Raw genomic sequence first — 22,325 nt, 5'->3', positions numbered from 1 at the left:
CGATGATAGATCGTCCGGTTCAAAAAGACACGGTCCACGAGCGGCTGATCGGCAAGACGGGGAGGCATTTCTGGCGGGCACTGGAGGAGCTCGCCGATACGGAGGAGTTTCACCGGTTCTCCAGGCGTGAATTTCCGATGATGCACAGAGGCGGTATCACCTTCGACCGCCGTACCCTCCTCAAGATCATGGCGGCATCGCTTGCGCTATCAGGCCTTTCGGCCTGCAAGGGCGAGGAGGACGAGGAGGCGCTCCCATACGTCCAGGCGCCCGAGCGCGTGAGCGTCGGCGTCGCCAAGTGGTTTGCCACAGCCGCGACCTTTGGCGGCTACGCGCAGCCTATCCTCGGCAAGACCTTCACCGGCAGACCGGTCAAGCTGGAAGGCAATCCCGATCATCCCGTATGCGGCGGGGCCACCGATGCTTTCACGCAGGCCTCACTCCTCGGGCTTTACGATCCCGGTCGCTCGCAAACGCCGCTGCACCTGGGCAAGCCCGCCGATTGGAACGCATTCGATGCCGAGATGGCGGCGAAAGCTGATGAACTGGACAATACTGGAGGGGAAGGGTTTCGGCTGCTGACCGCACCTTTTAGTTCGCCGACCTTGCGCCGCCAGATCGAGGCGATGATGCAGCGGTGGCCAAGGGCACGGTGGCATATCTGCGATCCATTGCCTGAGACCGGCCGATGGAACGCCACGCAGCACATTTTCGGTCGCCCGCTGGAGTTTCAGCCAGCATTCGCCGCCGCCGAAACCATCGTCAGTCTCGACGACGATTTCCTCGGCCCTGGTCCTCGGCAGACGTCATATGCCCGTGCCTTCGCCGATCGCCGGCGGTTGCGCCAACACATGCAAGGGGCGAGCAGGCTCTTCGTGGCCGAACCGACACCTTCGGCCACTGGGGCGGTTGCGGATATGCACCTCGTTGCATCGCATTCTGGGATGGATCGCCTGCTGCGCGCCATAGGCGCGCGGATTGGTCTCAAGGGCCTGGGGGATGTCAGCCTCGCTGATCACGAGCGACAATGGGTGATCGGCGCCTCAACCGCTCTCCAGGCATCTAAGGCCAATGCCTTGGTGCTGGTCGGCGTCCATCATGGAGACGATCTTCAGGCGCTTGCCTTGCTGATCAATGAGAGATTGGGAAGTCTCGGAAACACGCTTCACTTCTCCGAGCCGGTCAATGCCCAAGCGCCGGACGGCCCGCGATCGCTCGACGTGCTTGTAACCGACATGAACGACGGCAAGGTGTCGACACTGACGGTTATCGGTAGCGATCCCGCCTATTTTGCGCCGGGCGATCTCGCGTTTCGCGATGCTTTGCAGAAGGTGAAGCTCCGCGTTCACGCCGGGCTCTATGTCGATGAAACGGCTTCTCTTTCGCATTGGCATGTGCCGCTTCAACATGATCTTGAAAGCTGGAGTGACGCGCGTGCTGTGGACGGCAGCGTGACATTGATCCAGCCATTGGTCCGGCCGTTCTATGCGGTGCGCGCAGCGCATGTCGTGCTTGAAGCAATGATGGGCCGCGCATCGAGCGATAGGGATCTGCTGCAGCAGACCTGGCGCGCGGCCTGGGATGGAGAGTTCGACGAGCGCTGGCGCGACGCGCTTTATCGCGGCTTCGTTTCGGACAGTGCCGCACCGTCGCTCATCCCGACCATTCTGGACCGCGTCGTCCCGCAGGCTGCGCCGGACGCCTCTTCCGGCCTGTCCCTAGTCATTCGTCCGGATGCCGGCGTCTGGGACGGTACCCTCTCGGAGAATGCCTGGGCGCAGGAGACGCCACGGCCTCTGACCAAGATCACATGGGGCAACGTGATTCTCATTAGCCCGCAACTTGCATCTGAACGGAAGCTGGAAAATGGCGCCGAGGTCAAATTGACGGCGGGGGACGCTTCCATTCACGGGCCTGTCTGGATCATGCCAGGTCAGGAAGCCAATACAATCGCCATCACGCTCGGTTATGGACGCAAGCTGAAGGATTCGATCGCGGATGGTCTTGGCTATGACGCCTACGGCCTGCGGCGATCGGCAACACCTTGGCATATAGCCGGCGTCACCATCGAGCCGACGGACAAAATGCTGCAGGTGGCAACGACACAATTACACCAGGCGATCGACGGCTTCGACTTCATCCGGACGGTCGAAGTCGGGCAGCTTGATCCACACTCCCGGCCGGATCAAAAGCAAAAGCCGCCATCGCTCTATCCGGACAGGCCGATATCGGATCCCTCCTGGGGCATGTCGATCGATCTCGATCTTTGCATCGGCTGCAATGCCTGCGTGACCGCCTGCCAGGCTGAAAACAACATTCCGGTGGTCGGCAAGGAACTTGTTGCCGAAGGGCGGCAAATGCATTGGCTGCGGATCGATCATTACCATGAAGGGGATGTGACGGCGCCGAAGTCCTATTTTCAGCCGGTCCCCTGCATGCATTGCGAGCAGGCGCCTTGCGAGATGGGCTGTCCCGTCAATGCCGCGGTCCATAGCATCGATGGCTTGAACCTGCAGATCTATAATCGCTGCATCGGCACACGCACTTGCTCGTCCTACTGTCCCTATAAGGTGCGCCGTTTCAACTGGTTCGACTTCACGGGCGACGATGCCGAGCAGATCCAGGCCATGCGCAATCCGGATGTAACGGTGCGCAGCCGCGGTGTCATGGAAAAGTGCACCTACTGCGTCCAGCGCATCGCTGAGGCACGGATCGTAGCCGACAAGGAGGGCCGGCCGATGCACGATGGCGAGATCGTTACAGCCTGCCAGCAAGTTTGCCCGACGCAGGCAATTACTTTCGGCAATGTCGCGGACCCCAATTCCGGCGTCAGTCGACTCAAGGCAGGTTTGCGTGACTATAGCCTGCTCGAGGAAGCAAACACCCGGCCCCGAACAACCTATCTCGCCCGGATCGAAGATCCGTCCCTTGCAAAGACGGAGGCAGCGGGATGAGCGGGAAAATTCGCGATCAGGACGCCGCGGCCGCGGAGCGGATCACGCGGATCCCGTTGAAATATCCGGCACCCGTCGCATGGTGGATATGCTTCGCATTTTCCCTGCTGCTGCTTTTATCCTTTGTGGTTTCGGCGACGGTGCTTCTCATTTCGGGAGTCGGCGTCTGGGGCAACAATATTCCCGTCAATTGGGGTCTGGCGATCGCCAACTACATCTGGTTCCTGGGCATCGGGCACGCCGGGACGTTGATCTCGGCAATGTTGCTTCTATTGGGTGCCCACTGGCGCAATTCGCTCAACCGCTTCGCCGAAGCGATGACGCTGTTTGCCGTCATTTGCGCCGGGCTATATCCCATCCTGCATCTTGGCCGGCCATGGTTCTTCTACTGGATCGCGCCCTATCCCAATACGATGACGATTTCGCCGCAGTTCAAGAGCCCGCTGAGCTGGGATTTCTTCGCCGTCCTGACCTATCTCACTGTTTCCATACTGTTTTGGTATATCGGCATTATCCCGGATCTAGCGGCGGTACGCGACCGCGCCAGGCGACGCTGGCAGCAGGTGATTTACGGGCTCGCGGCGCTCGGCTGGCGGGGATCCGCCCGGCACTGGGCACGCTGGAACCAGGCCTACAGGCTGACGGCAGCGATCGCCGTTCCGCTGGTGGTCTCGGTTCATTCGGAAATTTCGCTTCTCTTCGCCGCCGGTCCGATACCGGGCTGGACCTCCACGGTCTTCCCGCCCTATTTCGTGCTTGGGGCGGCCTTTTCCGGTTTCGCCGTCGTCGCCATGATCGCGGTCGTGCTGCGCCATGCCCTCGGTCTTGGCATGCTGGTCACCGACCGCCATCTCGACCTGCTCGGACGCTTCCTGCTCGCAACCGGCCTGATGACGGCCTACGGTTATGTCGCGGAAGTGTTCGACAGCCTTTACGGCGGTGAATTGCAGGATGTGGGAACGCTGATGGACCGGCTGGCCGGCGCCTATGCCTTCAGCTATTGGGGCGCCGTCATTTTGAATTTCCTACCGCTGCAGCTGTTATGGTTCGAAAGCGTCAGACGCCAGCCGCCCGTGCTCTTCCTGATCGGCCTGTCCGTCACGATCGGCATGTGGTTCGAGCGTTACATGTTGCTGACGACATCGCTCTATCGCGACTATCTGGTTTCCTCCTGGGGCCAATATCATCCGAGCGTTTGGGAATGGGGCCTTTATGCCGGGATGCTCGGCGTCTTCCTGACACCGTTCCTTCTCTTCGTGCGCTTCCTGCCCGTGATCTCCACGTTTGAAGTGGAGGAGGCTTTACGCGAGACGGGGGATTTGAGGCATGCGTGAGCCGCGTCCCGGAGGAGATCTGTTTGGGCTGCTGGCCGAATTCGACAGGCCAGAGCGACTGGTCGAGGCGGTGAAACGCGCGCGCAAGGCGGGCTTTACCGCCATGGAGGCATATTCTCCGTATCCGGTCGAAGAACTGACGGAGGCGCTCGGCTTCGAGGAGAACATCATTCCGTGGCTGACTTTGGCCGGCGGTCTCTTCGGCGCGGTGCTCGGCTACGGGCTGCAACTCTACACCAACTACGCCTATCCGATCGAAATCGGCGGTCGGCCCCTCTTTGCCTGGCAGTCCTTCATGCTCATCACCTTCGAACTCACGGTTCTTTTTGCCGTACTTTCAGCAATTTTCGGCATGCTGCTTCTGAACCGCTTGCCGCGACTGCATCACCCGCTATTCGACATCGAGGCGTTCCAGCTCGGGCAGTCCGACAAGTTCTTTCTCATCATTCTGAGTAACGACCAGCGCTTCCATGCGAAGCGCACACGCGCCTTTCTCGGCATGCTCGAGCCAATCAGCGTGGAAGCCGTCGAGCATACGGAGCAACCGGAATGAGGTGCGGTCTTCTCATTCTTGCGCCGATGCTTCTGCTTGCCGGCTGCGATGACATGAGCCATCAGCCGCGCTATGATTCCTATGAAAAGAGCCGGCTCTTTGCCGATGGCAAAGCCCTGCAGGCGCCGCCGGATGGAACGGTCGCGCGGGACGATCTTCAGAATGCGCGGGCGCTTGCCGATCGTCCAGCGATGAATATCGAGCTTCTCCAGCGCGGGCAGCAGGAATTCGGCATCTATTGCACGCCTTGTCATGACAACGCCGGCTACGGCAATGGCACGGTGCCGGCGCGAGGCTTTCCCCATCCGCCGAGTTTTCACATCGACCGACTGCGACAGGCGCCATCCCGTTATTTCGTCGAGGTGATCTCCAAGGGCCACGGCGTGATGTATTCCTATGCGGACCGCGTTTCTCCAGGGGATCGCTGGGCGATCGCAGCCTATATCCGGGCGCTACAGCTAAGTCAGGGCGCCAGTGTCGCGAGCCTGCCGCCGGAGGATCAGGCGCAGCTGAAGAGGACGGGATCATGAGCCGGGTCGAAGCCCTGCCGACCCGCTTGCTGGCGCTGAGCGGCGTGATCTTCTGCCTCGCGGCTCTTTCCCTGGCGCTCGTCGCGCCCGCGTCTGCCTTGCTCGGTTGGCTTTCGGCGCTGGTCTTCGTAAGCGCGCTCCCGCTGGGTGCGCTTTGTCTGGTCATGATGATGCGCATAATTCCCGGAATCTGGCGGCACGATCTCGATCATGCGGCGAGATCGTCGCTGTCGCTGCTGCCGCTCGTGCTGATCGCCTGGCTGCCGATCCTGTTCGGCCTGTCATCCGTCTATGAATGGGTTCGGCAGCCTCCAATGGAACCGTTCAAGGCGATCTACCTGACGCCGTTATTCTTTGACCTCAGAACCCTCTTCATTCTCGCCGCCGCTTATCTGCTTGCGCAGGCACTGTTGCGCAGCCAATCTCGATCGATTGCGATCAGTGGACTCATCGGTTTCATCCTCCTGCAGGAAATCCTTGCGACCGATTGGCTGATGTCGCTCGATCCCCACTTTCATTCCTCCGGTTTCGCGCTCTATGTACTCGCCGGCCAGATGCTGACCGCGCTTGCCTTGCTGGTGCTCATGAGCCTGGGGGAGGGTGGTGTCGCCAAGCCGAGCGTTGTCGGTTCGCTGTTGATCACCGCCATCCTCTGTTGGGCCTATTTGGCGTTCATGCAATATTTCATCATCTGGTCGGGCAATCTTGCTCAAGGCGCCCTCTGGTTTCAGCGCCGTGGTACGGGCATTTGGTCGTTGGTCGAGGTCTCGATTACCTTCCTGCATCTGACGCCACTTTTCCTTCTGTTCTTTCCACCGATCCGCCGATCCAGACGGTGGTTGGTGGGTCTGGTATCGATCATCCTCGCCGGGCGGTTGCTGGAATACGCCTGGCTCGTCCTGCCGAGGCTGACAGCGCATCTGGGCTACGCCATCATAGCCTATGGCTTGTCGCTTGCCGGTCTCGCGCAGATCACGCTTGCCATTCTTTCCCGCGCGAGCAAGGTCGCGCGCCGGCTGGCGACGACCACGACGGCGGAGGCTTCGTGATGGCTGCCTCGCTTTCCAGGAAGCCGCGGCGGCAGAAAGCGTCGCCACTATTCGAACCGAAGGATGTCTCTCCCCGGCTGGTGCTCTGGGTGACGCTTGGCCTCTTCCTCGGCATGGGTCTTTCGGTTCTCCTTGTCTTTGGCATTTTGTGGTGGATTGGCCCGAACGCCGCGCCGCCGCGGACGAAGTTCGGGTCTAAGCAGGCGGAGCTAGGCCCACGCCTCGAAGTGTCACCATCCGCCAATCGCGAGCTGCTTCAGCGGCAGGCGGAACAGCGTCTTCAGGGTTACGGCTGGATCGATCGCCAAGTCGGGGCGGCGCATATTCCGATCGACAGGGCCATGGTCATCCTGGCGGCGCGCGGCTGGCCGGATCACGATGAACGGGAGGAAGCGCGATGAGGACGGCCGCATTCACGCTGGCTCTTGCCTTGCTTGTCTGCGCCGGCGAGGCACGCGCAGCCGCCTTCGATCCATTCTCGGTGACCGGAATCGATCAGAAGCCGGATGCCTTCATCCCCCTCGATCTGCCTTTCCATGATGAGGCCGATCGCGTCGTGACCCTTCGCCAGCTTGGGGGCGGCAAGCCGATCGTGCTGGCGCCCGTCCTGCATAATTGTCCCAATATCTGTGGTGTCACCTTGTCGGGGCTGATGGAGGCGATAGAGGGACAGTCATTTCGGCCGGCTACCGATTTTACAATTGTCGCCTTTGGCATAGATGCAGGCGAGGGTCCCAAAGAGGCTTCGGCTTCGCTCAAACAGCTGAAGCGCCGCTTTCCCTCACTCACAAACGACGGCGTGCATGCGCTGACGGGCGAGGTGGCCGCCATTCATAGCGTCACCGATGCTCTCGGCTATCGTTATGCCTGGGATCCCGACATTGGCCAATATGCCCACGATGCCGCTGTCGCTGTCTTAACGCCGGACGGGCGGTTAAGCCGGTGGCTCTACGGACTTGCGCCGACCAGCGGAGACCTGAAACTTGCGCTCACCGAGGCCGGTGAGGGGCGCATCGGTAGCTGGCAGGACCAGCTTTTGTTGCTGTGCTATCATTATGATCCGCTTACCGGGCGATATTCGTCCCTTATTCTGATTGCGCTTCGTGTCGCATGCGGCCTCGTCGCGATCCTCGGCATCGGTGTGCTTGTCATCTTGCTCCTTCGCGAGTGTCGTTCGAAAGATGCCGGAAGGAGGCTGCCGTGAATTTCATTCCGCTCTGGCCCTCCGGCGCGTCCGCTTACAGTCATCAGATCGATTTGCTCGTCATTGCCTTCACCGTGCTGATCGTGGCGCTGTCGGCGCCGGTGTTCGTCCTGCTCCTCGTCTTCATTGTCAAATATCGGCGGGGCAAGGAGGCCGATCGCAGGCATGCGCCGAACCGCAACATTCCCCTGGAGCTTTCCTGGACCATCGTCCCGTTTCTTGCCTTGCTCGGCTTTTATGTCTGGTCGACGGATCTCTTCGCCAGGCTTTATCATCCGCCTGCCGACGCCATGCAGATCGACGTCGTTGCCAAGCAATGGATGTGGAAATTCCAGCATCCCGAAGGACAGGCCGAAATCAACGAACTGCATGTACCGTCCGGTCAGCCGGTCAAGCTCACAATGGCGTCGCAGGATGTCATTCATAGCCTCTTCATCCCGGCCCTGCGCATCAAGCAGGATGTCGTGCCTGGGCGATATACGTCGAGTTGGTTCGTGGCCGACAAGCCAGGCACCTATCGCATTGCCTGCTCGCAATATTGCGGCAGCAATCATTCAGAGATGACCGGCAGTTTTATCGTCATGAACCCCACCGACTATGCCAAATGGCTGTCCCTGTCCTCGAATGACGTGAGCCTCGCCGCGGAAGGGGCGACACTCTTTCGCAGCCGTGGCTGTAGCGGCTGTCACGATCCGGGGGCGTCGGTGCGAGCGCCTTCACTGGTTGGCATCTATGGCAATCCAGTGCCGCTTCAATCTGGAGAGATCGTCACTGCGGACGATCAATATATTCGCGACAGCATCCTGCTGCCGCAATCGCAGGTCGTTGCCGGCTATCAGCCGATAATGCCGACCTTTCAGAACCTTCTGAGCGAGGAGGATGTCATGAAGCTCGTCGCCTATGTCAAATCACTAGGGCAGGCGGGGGGCACACAATGACCGATGTCGCTGATCCCAAGCTTGAAGAGGCCAATGTCGGCGGAGGCGGCTCAACGGAAACCACGGCGCAGCGTGTCAGCTACCTGCGCGCCGGACATAGTCTCAAGTCTTGGCTGCTGACGACGGACCACAAGCGCATCGGTGTTCTCTATACACTCTCCATCACGTTTTTCTTCTTCATCGGTGCGGCCGCGGCCGCGCTGATCCGGCTCGATCTGCTGACGCCGGCAGGAGACCTTCTAACCAATGAAGGCTATAATCGCGCCTTCACGATCCATGGCGTCGTCATGGTCTGGTTCTTTCTCATTCCATCCATCCCCAACACCTTCGGCAATTTCCTGATCCCGTTGATGATCGGCGCCAAGGATCTTGCCTTTCCCAAGCTGAACCTGCTGAGCTGGTATATCTACATGCTCGCCGGGCTGTTTACGGTATTCATCCTGATCGCGGGCGGCGTCGATACGGGATGGACGTTCTATACGCCGCTTTCGACAATGTATGCCAATGGCAACGTGATCCTGGCCGCAACCGCGGTGTTCATCGTCGGCTTTTCCTCGATCCTCACGGGGTTGAACTTCATCGTCACGGTTCATACCCTGCGCTGTTCCGGCATGACCTGGGGCAGACTGCCGCTTTTCGTCTGGTCGCTCTATGCGACATCGCTGATCCTGGTACTGGCGACACCGGTGCTGGCGATCACGCTCGTGCTCATCTCGCTGGAACGGCTGTTCGGTCTCGGTATATTCAACCCCGCGATTGGCGGCGATCCGCTGCTATTCCAGCATCTCTTCTGGTTTTACAGCCATCCGGCCGTCTACATCATGGTCTTGCCCGCGCTTGGGGTCGTCAGCGAACTTGTCGCGGCTGGTGCCCATAAACCCATCTTTGGCTATCAGTTCGTGGCCGGCTCTTCGATCGCGATCGCGGCCCTCGGTTTCTTCGTTTGGGGCCACCACATGTTCGTTTCGGGGCAATCGCTTTATGCAAGTGCCGCATTTTCCTTTCTCAGCATCGCGGTGGCGATCCCCTCCGGCGTGAAAGTTTATAACTGGACGGCAACGCTGTTCAAAGGTCACATCTCGCTCGATCCGCCGTTTCTCTTCGCCATGACCTTCATCGGCCTTTTCGTCTTCGGCGGATTGACCGGGCTGATGCTGGCGATGCTTGCAATCGACGTCCACGTGCACGACACCTATTTCGTGATCGCGCATTTCCACTACATCATGGTCGGAGGAACGATATCGGCCTTCTTCGGCGCGCTGCATTATTGGTGGCCGAAGATCGTCGGGCGCATGTATTCCCTGGCCTGGGGGCGGGTCACTGCGATCTTCTTTTTCATTGGATTCAACCTGACATTCTTTCCGCAATTTCTGCTCGGCTATCTTGGCATGCCGAGGCGCTATCATGTCTATCCGCCGGAATTTCAGGTGCTGAACGTCGTTTCAACCGGCGGCGCCGCCGTTCTTGGGATCGCCTACCTCATGCCATTGATTTATCTGATCTATTCGATGCGCTATGGCAAGCCGGCAGCCAACGACCCATGGGATGCGACCGGACTGGAATGGACGACGCCATCGCCGCCGCCGAAGCATAATTTCGAAACGCTGCCAGTCGTCGATCGCCCGCCTTACGACTATGAGATCGAGATGAGGGACGAGCATGTCTGACGCAAGGCCCTCCGTCGCCGAGCCATTCACGGATCCCCTCCAGCAGCATCGTGCCGCGATGATGGGGATGTACGTCTTTCTCGGTAGTGAAATAATGCTCTTCGGCGGCTTGTTCTGCATTGCCGCCGCCGTGCGTCTGGCGCATGCGCCCGAGATTGTCCGCGCCTCCCATGCATTACATTCCGGTATCGGCGGAATAAACACGGCGATCTTGCTGACCTCAAGCCTTTTTGTCGCCCTGGGCGTGGAGAGCGCCAAGGAGGGCCGCGCCAAAATCGCGTCCGGCTGGCTCGTTGGGGCCGCTGCCCTCGGCTTGGTGTTCCTTGTGATGAAAGCCTACGAGTATTGGATGGAGTTTACAGAAGGGCTGCTTCCGATAGAGGGCGTGCATTCCCGCTATGTGGACGACGTTCAGCATCTTTTCATGAACCTCTATCTCATCGCCACCAGCCTGCATGCGGTGCATCTGTCCATCGGCATCGTGCTTTTGATCGCGCTATCGTTTCGCTTGACGCTCGGCTCGATCAAGCTACCGGAACGGGCGATCGTTCTCGTCACCGTTGGCCTCTATTGGCACCTGGTCGATGTGATCTGGGTGTTCCTCTATCCTGTGTTCTATCTTGCGAGGTGAACCTTAGATGCCGCGCCTCGTAAATCCTCTCGTTGTTATCTGGGCAATCTTGCTGGTTTTGCTAAGTGCCACTATCGCGGCAAGCTTCGTGCTGAGCGGGCCGGTGGGCCTCGTCGTCAGCCTTTCGATCGCGGCGATCAAATCCGCGATGATCTATTGGCGCTATATGCATCTGAACGAGGAGACGCCGCTTAACCGCATTGCCGCGCTTGCCGCCGGTCTCTGGCTGCTGATCCTGCTCGGCTTTCTCGGCGTCGATTACTGGACCCGCGCGCTCGTCTAGCCACATGCGAGCCCTCTCGGGCAAAAAACGCGCAACGTTCGCCGGCGGATCATCACGCGCGATCGTGGCAAGCGATGGAGATATACGCGCCCGTGAAAAAACCTCCTCGGAACATTGTCGGCCGGGTATGGTTCTACTCTGGTCGACGAGAGATGCCGAACGGACAAGCATGCGTTAGTAGCTCGCGAGGAGACCACATGGACCACCACTCAGATGCACGCCGTCGCATGATGATTTTCGTCGTGACGATTTTCGTTCTTGCCTGCCTCATCGCTGTCTATTTTGCCTTTGCACTTCATCCCGGCGAGCCGGTTCCGCCGACCGCGGGGGCGGTGTCGTCCCAGGTCAAATGACGGCGGCGTAATGATGTGTGCGCATGCGAAAAGCGGCAGGTAAATCAGCATCGCCTGATCGAGACGGCGCGCCTGATTTCCTGGTCATCCTGTCGAGGATGTGTGCCCAACGATTTTAGACCGCGCCGGCGATGCCGTTGGCCCGGAGGCGAACGCCGAAGGTGCTCGTCAACGGGAGATGAGGCGCAAGATCGCATCAAGGGTCTGCTTCGGTGCCTCCTGCGGAATGAAATGGCCGATCGCGTCGAGAACGACGCGTTCATATCGTGCCGCGAAATACTGGTCCTTGCCAGCCGAGGTATCAACGAGATTACACCCGTCGGAAGCGCCGTGCAGTACCAGGGTCGCAACTTGGATCGCCGGGTTTTCGGCAAGCCCGCGCTCGACATCCTCGTGCTCGGGGGCGCCGGGTGTCTCTTTCCAACGCTGCAGATAAGCATGAATGCTGATCGGCGCCCAATCGTCGTTCTGAAGCGAGGGTGCCATCTCGTCGAAATCCTGCCATTTCGTCGGCCAATCGGGAGACCAGGTCGCCCAGAGAAATCTGGCAAGGCGGAGCCGGTCTTTGTCCATTGCCTCCTGTCCCTGCTTGAGTGCAACTACCCACTCGTACCAATATGCCTTTGCCAGGTCGTAGCTTATCTCCTTGATGGGCTGGGAGGTAGCGTAACCCGCAGCCATTGCCACCAGGCCGCGCAGACGCGCGGGAAAGAGTGCCGCCACGCCATACCCGGCACGCGCACCCCAATCATAACCGCAGATCACCACGTCACTCAGGTCGAGCGCTTCGAGGAATTCGGCTAAGTCCTCGGTTAGCGCCGCGACCGCGCCACTCCTCATCGTGTCTGCCGAGAGAAAGGTCGTAGGACCGGTGCCGCGCAGATATGGAGCAATGACGCGATGACCGCCATCCACTAAAGCAGGAACGATCTTATCCCAACAACGGACATCGTCGGGCCAACCATGGACAAGCACGATGGGCTTCCCGCGCGGGTCACCGGCTTCCTCATAGGCGATATCGAGATCGCGTGTTCTAATATGTTTCGTCATCGGCATGTCCATGATCGATTAATCACTTCCTTGGCCTCAGGCTCGAGGCGGATGAAATGGTCACACGACTAACCATAGCGCATGCCTATTGTTCCAAGGCTGATGGTCGGGTCAGACAGCTGGAATGCGGGATTATGAAAGGGCGAGGGAGGCGAAAGCCTTGTTGGCGTGGAACGCGGTATTGAGCCAAGCAGCAGCCCAATGGGAGGCTTCCAGCTCAAACCCGCTTTGGAATTTGATCGGAACATTTGGTCATTGCTCCGGTTAGGAAGCTCATTACCCGACCAAAGCGGTGAAAGGATTGCTGTGATGCAGATCAGCAGTTTCAAGGACATGTATCTCGCCGAGCTTCAGGAGCTTGTCAGTGTCGAAAGTCAACTCGCCGATTCGTTGCTGCGAATGGCTGAGGTCGCAGCACATCCGTCATTAAAGGATGCACTGGTCCACCATCGCGCGCAAACCGAGGTGCAAAAGGACCGCCTCGTGTCACTCCTGCAGAAGCATGGAGCCGCCCCGGCAGCCCATACGGATCAGGCAATGCAGGCTCTGATCCATGAGACCGAAAAAATGGCTTCCATGCTGAAGGGAAATGACCTGCGTGATGCTGGTCTCATCGCTTCCGCTCAGAGGCTCGAACATTACGAGATCGCGGCATACGGCACGGCTGCCGCTCTGGCCGGTCAGCTGGACCTGCGGGAAGATCAGGAGGTGCTGCACCGGAGCCTCGAAGAGGAGAAGCAGACGGACATCCTGCTGACCCGATTGGCCAAAGGCGAAATAAATCGAGATGCGCTGCCGTCTGACTGACGGACCACTATCGTGAATATAGCCGGCTGCGAGCTCTATCTGAAAGGAGCATTCAATGAAACACCATGCCCTTCAAGACATTCAGACCGTTGCCAATGTCACTCTCGGATATCCGCACCGGCTGCCTACGATGACCAGGCGCGAACGCCTCGAACGCTGGGCGAATCTTCTCGATGACTGTGGGCATCAAGCACTTTCAACCCTGGAGGAGACAGAATTTCAGCCTGCGAGGGAACGCGCGGTCATGCGCGCGGACAACTCGCCTCTGTCAGTAGCGTTTGCCGACCAGCGCATGCATGAAGCGGGCCTGAAAGACGACAGCTACGGCGAAGCCAAGCGATTCTTCGAACTGAGTGACAATCAATTGCATAGGCTTCTCTGTCATTGCCACTTCGGGCCAACGGTGGGTGCATCGACGGCCGCGCATAACGTTCGTGCGATCATTGCTGCAGGCGATCGGCCGGGCATTTTGACCAGGCTGCGTAATATGTTCGGCGAGAAGATCCGCTTACTTGATCGTCGTTGTTGATACGCCGGCTGGAACGAACTGAAATGGAGGTTCAAATGAAAACGTTTATCATTGTTACCAGCGTAGCGTTGTGTCTCACGGCTTGCTCTTCGACAGAGCAAGGCGCCGGGATCGGCGCCGCCACGGGCGCCGTCGTTGGCGGCGTAGCAACAGGCAATGTTCGCGGCGCCGCGGTCGGTGCGGCCGTGGGCGGAGTGTCCGGCGCCTTGATCGGGAACGTCGCAGGACAGCCCGGCCGCTGCTACTACCGCGACCGCAACGGGAACCGCTATGTCGATCGCTGTTGAGCTTAGCAGACGTGGTCGGTGTCGTTCTTGAACAATCCATAGGAGCGGATTCGCCCTTACACCACGCCCGAACGTCGCTGGAACGGTGAGGAAAGGGCAAGGAGGCCAAGATGGCCGACTACCAGCGCATGCGCGATCACATGATCGAGGCGCACATTAAGCGGCGCGGGATACGCGACGAGTATGTTCTCAATGCGATGCGTGCCGTACCAAGAGAACGCTTCGTCGCCGAGGGCATGGCCGAGTTCGCCTATGAGGATGCGCCTCTCGCCCTCGGGGAGGGACAGACCATTTCCCAGCCCTATATCGTGGCTTTGATGATCGAGGCGGCGGAGGTGCGCCCGGGCGATCGCGTGCTCGAGGTGGGAGCCGGCTCGGGCTACGCGGCCGCGGTGATCGGCCAGATCGCGGCGAATGTCTATGCGATCGAGCGCCATGAAGCCTTGGCGGTGCCGGCGAGACGGCGCGTGTCCGACCTCGGCTATGACAATGTGGAGATATTTGCCGGCGACGGTACGCGTGGATTTCCCGACCAGGCGCCATTCAACGCCATTCTGGTGGCTGCGGGCGGCCCTGCCGTGCCGGAGGCGCTGAAGGAACAGCTCGCGATTGGCGGGCGGCTTGTAATCCCCGTGGGCGAGGAGTTCGGTCAGAGGTTGTGCAAGATCGTTCGGCGCACGGCGGTACGCTATGAGGAGACGGATCTCGGTGCTGTGATGTTTGTGCCCCTGATCGGCGAGCAAGGCTGGTCCGAGGATGGCCGGCGCGCGGCAAGCAATCATAAGCCGGGTGCGTCTCGAAAGCAGAGCCTGCCGGAAATGATTGCCGAAGCAGCGGAAGACCTACCGAACTTCGATGATCCTGCCTTCGGGCATCTTTTCGACCGCTTCGGCGACCGGCGCGTCGTTTTGCTCGGGGAGGCGAGCCACGGAACCGCCGAATTCTATCGTGCCCGGGCTGCGATCACGCGCTACCTGATCACCCGTCGAGGATACACAATTGTTGCGGTCGAAGCGGATTGGCCGGACGCGGCGAAAGTAGATCGATATGTCAGACATCGGTCGGCCTCAGGGCGTGAGGAGACACCATTCCAACGGTTTCCAACCTGGATGTGGCGCAACACAGAGATCCAAGCGCTGATCGAATGGATGCGCAAGCATAACGCAGCTATCGACGCAGAGGACCGCACCGGCTTCTACGGGCTCGACATCTACAACATGTCCGGCTCGATCGGTGCAGTGCTTGACTATCTTGATACGGTCGACCCGCAGGCGGCAGCGATCGCTCGGGAGCGCTACGGCTGCCTGACGCCTTGGCAGAAAAACCCCGCGACCTATGGCCGGGCGGCGCTCAGTCGCGGTTACGCGGAATGTGAGCAGGCGGTGATCGACCAATGCCGGGATCTTTTACGCAGGCGGCTGGATTATGCCAGGCACGACGGCGACGCTTTCCTCGATGCCGCCCAGAATGCCCGGCTCATCGCCTCCGCGGAGCGCTACTACCGCATCATGTATTATGGTGGAACGGAAAGCTGGAACCTGCGTGACACCCATATGTTCGAAACGCTGCAACGCCTGCTTGACGCGAAGGGACCGGATGCCAGGGCGATCGTCTGGGCGCACAACAGTCATATCGGTGACGCACGCTTTACCGATATGGGTGCTACGCGTGATGAGCTTAACATCGGCCAGCTTTGTCGAGAGGCTTTCGGAGGCGAGGCGGCTCTCATCGGTTTCGGCACCCATACTGGCACGGTGGCCGCCGCGCATGACTGGGATGGAGACATGGAAGTCATGCATGTGAATCCCTCCCGACCTGACAGCTACGAGCGGATCTGTCATGATGCGGGAGGGGACAGCTTCCTGCTCGACCTGTCGCCTGGCAAGCACGAGCCACTCCGGCGCCGCCTTTCCGAGCCACGACTGGAGCGCTTCATCGGCGTCATCTATCGGCCCGACACCGAACTGTGGAGCCATTACAGCCAGGCGATCCTTACCGAGCAATTCGATGCCTATGTCTGGTTCGATGAGACGCAGGCAGTGGAGCCGCTTGGGATTGAGCACCATCGCGGCATGCCGGAAACCTATCCCTTTGGTGAATAGACGATGCTTCGCGACATTGATCGTGTCCTGGCCAAGCTCGTTGCGAGCTTCACCTCTTGCGGAGAAAAATGCGCTTTCTAAATTTTTCGGCCATCGGCACACCAGGTAAAGGGAGGAAACAATGACAAGTCACGTGTTTGACCGCCCTCTTTTCGTGAGAGGGAAGCACTTCATTCAGGAAATATGCTGCCTCGACGACATCATTGATTTCCTTGAGGAATGGCCGGAGGAGAAACGCGACGTCGCGCATGTCGTCATGCTGCGGGCCTGCAGAGATGCGGTAGTCGATCAGTTTCCATTGAGTGCCGTGAGGAAGAACTTCGAGCGGTTCCTGAAGAAGAACGATATGTTGGCATCGATCGAGGAGTTTCCATTTCGTCAGCAGAGCGCCGGCGATCGCGACATCGGTGGCGTTTGACGTTTTCGTGCATCGCCGACGAGATCGCCCTGCTTACCCGCCCGCATCCCGGCTTGTCGTGAGGGTCTCTCATGCGGAACTTCAATGGCCGCTGAGTGTTTCCTGTAGATGCCGGACAATGACTTTCATATACGCTGGGATGCATCCGCGCTCGCATTGTTGCGGTCGCGCATTCGCGGCTTTGAATGGCCGTACAACGCTGCGGACAGCGGATGGCGTTATGGCTGTGATCCCGATTTCCTGCGCCGTTTTTGCCGTCATTGGGCAGACAGCTATGATATCGAAGCCGGCGAGGGCATACTCAACCGTTATCCGCAGCTGCTCGCCGAAGTCGCGCCGGGGATGCGGCTGCACGTCGTTCATGTACGCGGCGAGGCGCAGGGGCGGCGTCCGCTCCTGCTGATCCACGGTTGGCCGGGTTCGGTCTACCAGTTCTGGCCGGTCATCGATGCACTGGCTTTTCCGTCACGCTTCGGCGGCACGCCGATGGATGCATTCGACCTCGTCATCCCTTCGCTGCCCGGCTACGGCTATTCGGATAAGCCGGCCACGCCAGTCGGCCCGCGCGTCACCGCCGGGTGGCTTGCGCGCCTAATGCGCGACGCGCTTGGCTATCAAGATTATCTGGTGGCGGGGACCGACTGGGGTGTCGTCATCGCCGCCTGGCTCGCTCTCGATCACCGCGAAGACGTACGCGGCATCCACATCGATTATCCCGGCGCGCAACCCGCGGCGGCGCCGACGACCGACGCGGAACGCGCTTATCTCGAGGCATTCGAAGCGGCCGAAAACCGGCTCGGTGCATACAGCCGGCTCCACGCGACGCGGCCGCAGTCGCTCGCCTTCCTGGCGGCGGGTAATCCCGTCGCACAGGCGGCCTGGATTCTCGAGCGCTTCCATGACTGGGCGGATCTGCGTGGGCGTGCGATCGATGAGGTCTTCGGTCTCGATACCCTCATCACTAACCTCATGCTGACCGTCATGACCGATAGCTTCGGATCGGCGACCTGGATGTATGCCGGTGCAGAATCAGAGGGTGCACGACACCTGCCGGAAGGATGTCGGGTCCCCGTCCCGGCGGGGTTCGCGAGCTTCCCCGATCCGCGTCATCCGCGGCCGCCACGGAGCTGGGTCGAAAAGGGTTACGACGTCGTTCATTGGCGAGAACACGATCGCGGCGGGCATTTCGCCAGCATGGAGGTGCCGGATCTCGTCGTCGCCGATCTCCGGGATTGGGCGGCGTCTTTGGCCAATATCCACCGGAAGGTCGATGGTATCGTCGACGCTGAGAAAAAGGGCGACTGACTGAGCGAGGACAATTTCGTGGCGAAGTCGCCGGGAACCCTGTGGCGAATTCATGGTTAGGCGTGCTCACGGCGGTCCTTCGGACCGTGTGGTCTTCCTGCTGAAATCGACATCGGAAAGGGTATCGGATGTCTAATCCAGAAGAAGCCCCGGCCTCGGGGGTCACGAGGCGCACACTCCTGGCCGGGACAATCACGTCTGCAACGGCCATTTCAGTCGGTGCTGCCTCGAAAGAGCAAGAAGCGCGGCTCGCTGCGGTGTCGACGCAGTCCACGGTCCCGATAAAGATGAAGATCAATGGCCAACCCTATCAGTTCAGCGTTGACCCGCGCACATCGCTCCTGGATCTCCTTCGTGACCATGCGGGCCTGACGGGTACAAAAAAGGGCTGCGACCACGGGCAATGTGGAGCGTGCACGGTGCTCACCGATGGAAAGCGGACCTTGTCCTGCATGAGTTTCGCGGCGATGAATGACGGGCACAAGATCACCACGATCGAAGGTCTTTCGTCGGTTAATGGGCGTCTGCATCCGATGCAGCAGGCGTTTATCGACCATGACGCCTTCCAATGCGGTTACTGCACGCCCGGTCAGATCCTGTCCGCGGTTGCCTGCGTGCACGAAGGACATGCCGGTAACGATGCCGACATTCGCGAATACATGAGCGGCAATATCTGTCGATGCGCGGCTTACCCCAACATCCTCGCTGCCGTGAAACAGGCCCGCGACGAGATGGAGAAGCTCTGATGCTACCTTTCAGTTATCAAACTGCTCGTGATGTCGGCAGGGCCATCGCGGAGGCGAGCGAAGCAAAGGAAATTCCTCCAACCGCCGCGCCGTCACAGTTCATCGCCGGTGGCACGAACATGTCCGACTACATGCGGCTCGGCGTCAATCGGCCGTCGCGTCTGGTGGATATCAACTGCATCGAGGATCGATCATTGAAGACGATCGAGATCGGTGATCCCGATATTCGTCTCGGCGCTCTGGTCCGCATGAGCGAGGTCGAGGACCATCCGGAAATCAACCGAAGATGCCCGATGCTTGCCGAAAGCCTGAAACTCGCGGCCAGCCGACAGATCCGCAATATGGCAAGCCTTGGCGGCAATGTGCTGCAGCGGACGCGCTGCGAATATTTCCGCGAGATTTCATGGCCTTGCAACAAGCGCGATCCCGGCTCCGGCTGCGCTGCCATCGAAGGCTTCAACCGGCAGCATGCGGTGCTCGGAACTAGCGACTCCTGTATAGCGACCTATCATGGAGACTTTGCCCAGGCGCTGATTGCTCTCGATGCCTCCGTCGACATATCAGGCCAATCCGGCAGACGGCGTATCCGCTTTGCAGAACTGCATCGCCAGCCGGGCGATCGGCCGGATGTCGAAACGACGCTGCGGCCAGGCGAGATCATTACGGCCATCGCGGTGAATGTCCCCGCCTGGGCTGCACGATCTCGTTACCTCAAGATACGCGACCGTCAGTCCTATGCCTTCGCCCTCGCTTCCATAGCCGTCGCAATCAACCTCGATGGAGATATCGTGCGCGATGCGCGTATCGGTCTTGGCGGGCTGGCTACCGTTCCTTGGCGCGCCACGGCGGCCGAGGAGGCGCTCCGGAACAAGCCCCTCACGGAGGAAAGCGCGTCAATCGCGGCACAGGCCGCGTTTACGGACGCCCGGCCGCGCGAGCATAACGCCTTCAAGATCGAGCTTGGAAAACAGACATTGATACGGGCCTTGCTCGAGGTTCGGGATATGAGGATATGACCATGAACGAGGCCGCACCACCTGCAAAGGAAAACATGGGTGAGCCACTGCCGCGGATCGATGCCCGCCTCAAGGTTACGGGAAAGGCATCCTATCCCGCCGACATTCCGGTCAACAATCTCGCGCATGCGATGCTGGTGACGAGTGCTGTAGCGCGGGGTCGCTTGACATCGCTGCATCTGGACCAGGCGCGGGCCGTGCCAGGTGTAATTGACATCATTACTCATGAGAGCATCCGAGATGAGCTGGAAACCCCCGAATTCGGGACATCGGGATCGACGTCCATCGGGCCTCTCCACGATACGAAGATTTGGCATGACGGCCAGATCATCGCGGTGGTTTTGGCCGAGACCATCGAGGCCGCCCGCGAAGGCGCCATGCGCATCACCGCCGATTACGAGGCGGAGAAGCCGAGCACGGGCTTCGGGTCGGAGGGCACGGAAACCGTGGCTGCGGCAGAAGCGAGCAAGCAGTTCAAGGAAGACGTCAAGGCGGGCGATTTCAATGCCGCCTTTGCTGCCGCGGACGTCAAGATCGACGCCGAATACGAGATGCCGACGCAACATCACAATCCGATCGAACTGTTCTCCACGACTGCTTATTGGCGAGGGGATGAACTCGTTGTTCATGAACCGAGCCAGAATGTCTACGGCTGGAAAGTCGAGATCGCGCGGCAGCTGAAGATCAAACCTGATCAAGTAAGGGTGGTCAGTCCCTACATCGGGGGTGCCTTCGGATCGAAGGGGCCGATCACGCCGCGAACGGCCATCGTGGCGTTTGCCGCACGCAGGCTTGGCAGGCCGGTGCGGTGTGTCGTGACCCGACCACAGGCGTTCACCACGCAGACCTACCGTGCCGAAACGCGCCACCATATCCAGATTGGCGCGACGCGGGACGGCAAGATAACTGCTCTAAAGCACGAGGGCTGGGAGGTGACGTCCCGCCCGGATCCTTATGTGGTCGGCGGAACGAAGACGACCGGCCTCATGTATGATTATGGATCGGTACTGACCAAGGTTTTCCTAGTCAAGGCGGACAGGCCGACGCCGAGCTACATGCGTTCCCCACCGGAAACCCCCTATGTCTATGCACTGGAAAGCGCGATGGACGAGATGGCGGTTGCTCTTAACATGGATCCGGTAGAGTTCAGGCGCGTCAACGATGCCGTGAAGGAGCCGATCGAAGGCCGCCCCTTCTCCAGCCGCTCGCTGATGGAATGCTACGATGAGGCGGCCCGCGAATTTGGCTGGTCGAAGCGAAATCCGGATGTAGGCAGCATGCGGGATGGCGACTGGCTGGTCGGCATGGGCTGCGCGACGGCGATCTATCCAACCAATATCGCGCCTTGCGCAGTTCGCGTCACCCTGACCGATGATGGGCGGGCACGGGTCCAGACCGCCTCCCATGAAATCGGCACCGGAGTGCGCACGATTGCCGCCCAGCTCGCGGCGGAACAATTGGGGCTCGACGTAAGCGCCGTCGAGGTCGAGATGGGCGATACGCGGCTTCCGCCGGCGCCCGTTGCCGGCGGCTCGAATACGACGGCCAGCGTCTCTTCAGCGATCATCAAAGCCTGTGGGGAAATCCGCGAAAAGCTCGCCCGCGCGGCGGTGACATCAAATGACGGGCCACTCGCCGGCCGCGATCCGAACTCGATCATGCTCAGAGAGGGTAAGCTCGTCATCGGCGAGAGCTCGCAGGGCCTCAAAGACGCTTTCAAGCAGTTGGGAGCCGGCGTCATCGAGCAATATAGCGAATTTCGTCCTGACACTGCTTCCGAGGAAGCCGTTTCCAACCTATACAAGGGCAAACTGGAAATGGTGAGCGGTGATCAAGGCAAGAAGGTAAAATATGCCTTCGGTGCTGAATTCGTCGAGGTCCGGGTTCATCGAAGAACCCGGGAAATCCGCGTCCCTCGGATCGTCGGCGCCTTTGGAGCTGGCCGGATCATGAATACCCGGACGGCGCGCAGCCAGCTCATGGGCGGGATGATCTGGGGAATTTCGTCGGCCCTTCACGAAGCGACCGAATTCGACCGGCGCGATGCCCGCGTCGTCAATCGGGATCTGCAGGACTATCTCGTGCCGGTGAATGCAGACATCCAGGACGTAAAAGTCATCCTTGTGTCGGAGACCGATCCGGACGTCAACCCGGCAGGCGTCAAGGGGCTTGGCGAACTCGGCAACGTCGGAACGGCGGCCGCGATCACCAGTGCGGTCTACCACGCTACCGGCAAGCGTATCCGCAAACTTCCGATCCGCATCGATAACCTGATTGGCTAATGTCAACGCAGGCGCTTTCTCGCGCCAAGACGTGCTTGTTCCCATTGGCAGGCACCCGGATCGGGCCACAGCTCTCTTATGTCGGCAAGCCGTTCTTGCCGGCCTGTTCCGCCTCCGCCACCGGCGGGCATGCCAATGCTCATGAAGGTGCGGATTACAGCGGTCGCTTTTGGGTGCGTCGTCGCGCCCCCGCCAGTGACGCCCCACGTCGGCACGATGGTCGATACCAGCCATTCGAAGATTTAATGTTCTCCCTCCCAGCCCCCTCGGCGCGCCGCAGCGCTTGT

General features: G+C 60.0%; 22 protein-coding genes. 21 read left to right on the top strand and 1 reads right to left on the bottom strand.

The window, feature by feature from the left end:
* Positions 1-2 precede the first annotated feature (2 nt).
* From FBZ97_RS29150 to FBZ97_RS34555, 12 genes are all read left to right on the top strand, one after another.
* Positions 3-2,954 (top strand): TAT-variant-translocated molybdopterin oxidoreductase, encoded by a 2,952-nt coding sequence (locus FBZ97_RS29150; protein WP_145323111.1) that lies wholly within the window; start codon positions 3-5, stop codon positions 2,952-2,954.
* Positions 2,951-4,288 (top strand): NrfD/PsrC family molybdoenzyme membrane anchor subunit, encoded by a 1,338-nt coding sequence (gene nrfD, locus FBZ97_RS29145; protein WP_113396535.1) that lies wholly within the window; start codon positions 2,951-2,953, stop codon positions 4,286-4,288. Before FBZ97_RS29150 ends, nrfD begins: the two co-directional genes overlap by 4 nt.
* The gene (locus FBZ97_RS29140; RefSeq protein WP_113396536.1) at positions 4,281-4,841 is read left to right on the top strand and encodes a DUF3341 domain-containing protein; all 561 of its coding nucleotides are present in this window, start codon (positions 4,281-4,283) and stop codon (positions 4,839-4,841) included. Before nrfD ends, FBZ97_RS29140 begins: the two co-directional genes overlap by 8 nt.
* On the top strand, positions 4,838-5,371 hold the full coding sequence (locus FBZ97_RS29135) for a cytochrome c (RefSeq protein ID WP_113421082.1): 534 nt from the start codon (positions 4,838-4,840) through the stop codon (positions 5,369-5,371). Before FBZ97_RS29140 ends, FBZ97_RS29135 begins: the two co-directional genes overlap by 4 nt.
* On the top strand, positions 5,368-6,420 hold the full coding sequence (locus FBZ97_RS29130; protein WP_113421081.1) for a hypothetical protein: 1,053 nt from the start codon (positions 5,368-5,370) through the stop codon (positions 6,418-6,420). Before FBZ97_RS29135 ends, FBZ97_RS29130 begins: the two co-directional genes overlap by 4 nt.
* Positions 6,420-6,821 carry a hypothetical protein gene (locus FBZ97_RS29125; protein ID WP_113388630.1) on the top strand — a complete coding sequence of 134 codons (402 nt, stop codon included), beginning with the start codon at positions 6,420-6,422 and terminating at the stop codon, positions 6,819-6,821. Before FBZ97_RS29130 ends, FBZ97_RS29125 begins: the two co-directional genes overlap by 1 nt.
* Positions 6,818-7,624 (top strand): SCO family protein, encoded by an 807-nt coding sequence (locus tag FBZ97_RS29120; RefSeq protein WP_113388631.1) that lies wholly within the window; start codon positions 6,818-6,820, stop codon positions 7,622-7,624. Before FBZ97_RS29125 ends, FBZ97_RS29120 begins: the two co-directional genes overlap by 4 nt.
* On the top strand, positions 7,621-8,562 hold the full coding sequence (gene coxB, locus FBZ97_RS29115; protein WP_246661895.1) for a cytochrome c oxidase subunit II: 942 nt from the start codon (positions 7,621-7,623) through the stop codon (positions 8,560-8,562). The genes FBZ97_RS29120 and coxB overlap by 4 nt, the downstream gene beginning before the upstream one ends.
* The gene (locus FBZ97_RS29110; protein WP_145323107.1) at positions 8,559-10,229 is read left to right on the top strand and encodes a cbb3-type cytochrome c oxidase subunit I; all 1,671 of its coding nucleotides are present in this window, start codon (positions 8,559-8,561) and stop codon (positions 10,227-10,229) included. Before coxB ends, FBZ97_RS29110 begins: the two co-directional genes overlap by 4 nt.
* Positions 10,222-10,860 (top strand): cytochrome c oxidase subunit 3, encoded by a 639-nt coding sequence (locus FBZ97_RS29105; RefSeq protein ID WP_113421078.1) that lies wholly within the window; start codon positions 10,222-10,224, stop codon positions 10,858-10,860. The genes FBZ97_RS29110 and FBZ97_RS29105 overlap by 8 nt, the downstream gene beginning before the upstream one ends.
* 7 nt (positions 10,861-10,867) lie before the next feature.
* The gene (locus FBZ97_RS29100; protein ID WP_113388635.1) at positions 10,868-11,143 is read left to right on the top strand and encodes a cytochrome C oxidase subunit IV family protein; all 276 of its coding nucleotides are present in this window, start codon (positions 10,868-10,870) and stop codon (positions 11,141-11,143) included.
* A 197-nt stretch (positions 11,144-11,340) separates the two neighbouring features.
* Positions 11,341-11,496 carry a hypothetical protein gene (locus tag FBZ97_RS34555; protein WP_156090772.1) on the top strand — a complete coding sequence of 52 codons (156 nt, stop codon included), beginning with the start codon at positions 11,341-11,343 and terminating at the stop codon, positions 11,494-11,496.
* Positions 11,497-11,664: 168 nt separating this feature from the next.
* Here FBZ97_RS34555 and FBZ97_RS29095 read toward each other — a convergent pair whose 3' ends face one another.
* Entirely contained in the window at positions 11,665-12,546 is an 882-nt protein-coding gene (locus tag FBZ97_RS29095; protein WP_145323105.1) for an alpha/beta hydrolase, read from the bottom strand.
* A gap of 201 nt (positions 12,547-12,747) precedes the next feature.
* Between FBZ97_RS29095 and FBZ97_RS29090 the strand changes: the two genes are divergently transcribed.
* From FBZ97_RS29090 to FBZ97_RS29050, 9 genes are all read left to right on the top strand, one after another.
* Positions 12,748-13,353, top strand: coding sequence for a DUF892 family protein (locus tag FBZ97_RS29090; protein WP_246661894.1), 606 nt, complete (start codon positions 12,748-12,750; stop codon positions 13,351-13,353).
* Positions 13,354-13,408: 55 nt separating this feature from the next.
* The gene (locus FBZ97_RS29085) at positions 13,409-13,882 is read left to right on the top strand and encodes a hypothetical protein (protein ID WP_113421077.1); all 474 of its coding nucleotides are present in this window, start codon (positions 13,409-13,411) and stop codon (positions 13,880-13,882) included.
* A 35-nt stretch (positions 13,883-13,917) separates the two neighbouring features.
* Positions 13,918-14,169 (top strand): glycine zipper family protein, encoded by a 252-nt coding sequence (locus FBZ97_RS29080; RefSeq protein ID WP_095437759.1) that lies wholly within the window; start codon positions 13,918-13,920, stop codon positions 14,167-14,169.
* A gap of 110 nt (positions 14,170-14,279) precedes the next feature.
* Complete coding sequence (locus tag FBZ97_RS29075; protein ID WP_145323103.1) at positions 14,280-16,271, top strand: protein-L-isoaspartate(D-aspartate) O-methyltransferase; 1,992 nt, start codon at positions 14,280-14,282, stop codon at positions 16,269-16,271.
* Positions 16,272-16,392: 121 nt separating this feature from the next.
* On the top strand, positions 16,393-16,689 hold the full coding sequence (locus tag FBZ97_RS29070; RefSeq protein ID WP_113421074.1) for a DUF982 domain-containing protein: 297 nt from the start codon (positions 16,393-16,395) through the stop codon (positions 16,687-16,689).
* Positions 16,690-16,797: 108 nt separating this feature from the next.
* Positions 16,798-17,994, top strand: coding sequence for an epoxide hydrolase (locus FBZ97_RS29065; protein ID WP_145323101.1), 1,197 nt, complete (start codon positions 16,798-16,800; stop codon positions 17,992-17,994).
* Positions 17,995-18,122: 128 nt separating this feature from the next.
* Complete coding sequence (locus FBZ97_RS29060) at positions 18,123-18,740, top strand: (2Fe-2S)-binding protein (RefSeq protein ID WP_113421072.1); 618 nt, start codon at positions 18,123-18,125, stop codon at positions 18,738-18,740.
* A complete protein-coding gene (locus FBZ97_RS29055; RefSeq protein ID WP_113353090.1) occupies positions 18,740-19,756 on the top strand; it encodes a xanthine dehydrogenase family protein subunit M in 1,017 nt (338 codons plus the stop codon). Before FBZ97_RS29060 ends, FBZ97_RS29055 begins: the two co-directional genes overlap by 1 nt.
* A 2-nt stretch (positions 19,757-19,758) precedes the next feature.
* A complete protein-coding gene (locus FBZ97_RS29050; protein ID WP_145323099.1) occupies positions 19,759-22,038 on the top strand; it encodes a xanthine dehydrogenase family protein molybdopterin-binding subunit in 2,280 nt (759 codons plus the stop codon).
* Positions 22,039-22,325 lie beyond the last annotated feature (287 nt).

Source organism: Rhizobium sp. ERR 942 (genome assembly GCF_007828395.1).
In the GTDB taxonomy this organism is placed as follows: Bacteria; Pseudomonadota; Alphaproteobacteria; order Rhizobiales; family Rhizobiaceae; genus Rhizobium; species Rhizobium dioscoreae.
Note: the sequence above shows the minus strand (reverse complement) of the source record. Positions and strands in the feature narration are given on the sequence as shown.

Coding starts and splice junctions, on each gene's coding strand:
- FBZ97_RS29150 (WP_145323111.1), top strand. CDS start 3: ATGATAGATCGTCCGGTTCAAAAAGACACGGTCCACGAGCGGCTGATC.
- nrfD (WP_113396535.1), top strand. CDS start 2,951: ATGAGCGGGAAAATTCGCGATCAGGACGCCGCGGCCGCGGAGCGGATC.
- FBZ97_RS29140 (WP_113396536.1), top strand. CDS start 4,281: ATGCGTGAGCCGCGTCCCGGAGGAGATCTGTTTGGGCTGCTGGCCGAA.
- FBZ97_RS29135 (WP_113421082.1), top strand. CDS start 4,838: ATGAGGTGCGGTCTTCTCATTCTTGCGCCGATGCTTCTGCTTGCCGGC.
- FBZ97_RS29130 (WP_113421081.1), top strand. CDS start 5,368: ATGAGCCGGGTCGAAGCCCTGCCGACCCGCTTGCTGGCGCTGAGCGGC.
- FBZ97_RS29125 (WP_113388630.1), top strand. CDS start 6,420: ATGGCTGCCTCGCTTTCCAGGAAGCCGCGGCGGCAGAAAGCGTCGCCA.
- FBZ97_RS29120 (WP_113388631.1), top strand. CDS start 6,818: ATGAGGACGGCCGCATTCACGCTGGCTCTTGCCTTGCTTGTCTGCGCC.
- FBZ97_RS29110 (WP_145323107.1), top strand. CDS start 8,559: ATGACCGATGTCGCTGATCCCAAGCTTGAAGAGGCCAATGTCGGCGGA.
- FBZ97_RS29105 (WP_113421078.1), top strand. CDS start 10,222: ATGTCTGACGCAAGGCCCTCCGTCGCCGAGCCATTCACGGATCCCCTC.
- FBZ97_RS29100 (WP_113388635.1), top strand. CDS start 10,868: ATGCCGCGCCTCGTAAATCCTCTCGTTGTTATCTGGGCAATCTTGCTG.
- FBZ97_RS34555 (WP_156090772.1), top strand. CDS start 11,341: ATGGACCACCACTCAGATGCACGCCGTCGCATGATGATTTTCGTCGTG.
- FBZ97_RS29095 (WP_145323105.1), bottom strand. CDS start 12,546: ATGACGAAACATATTAGAACACGCGATCTCGATATCGCCTATGAGGAA.
- FBZ97_RS29090 (WP_246661894.1), top strand. CDS start 12,748: ATGGGAGGCTTCCAGCTCAAACCCGCTTTGGAATTTGATCGGAACATT.
- FBZ97_RS29085 (WP_113421077.1), top strand. CDS start 13,409: ATGAAACACCATGCCCTTCAAGACATTCAGACCGTTGCCAATGTCACT.
- FBZ97_RS29080 (WP_095437759.1), top strand. CDS start 13,918: ATGAAAACGTTTATCATTGTTACCAGCGTAGCGTTGTGTCTCACGGCT.
- FBZ97_RS29075 (WP_145323103.1), top strand. CDS start 14,280: ATGGCCGACTACCAGCGCATGCGCGATCACATGATCGAGGCGCACATT.
- FBZ97_RS29070 (WP_113421074.1), top strand. CDS start 16,393: ATGACAAGTCACGTGTTTGACCGCCCTCTTTTCGTGAGAGGGAAGCAC.
- FBZ97_RS29065 (WP_145323101.1), top strand. CDS start 16,798: ATGCCGGACAATGACTTTCATATACGCTGGGATGCATCCGCGCTCGCA.
- FBZ97_RS29060 (WP_113421072.1), top strand. CDS start 18,123: ATGTCTAATCCAGAAGAAGCCCCGGCCTCGGGGGTCACGAGGCGCACA.
- FBZ97_RS29055 (WP_113353090.1), top strand. CDS start 18,740: ATGCTACCTTTCAGTTATCAAACTGCTCGTGATGTCGGCAGGGCCATC.
- FBZ97_RS29050 (WP_145323099.1), top strand. CDS start 19,759: ATGAACGAGGCCGCACCACCTGCAAAGGAAAACATGGGTGAGCCACTG.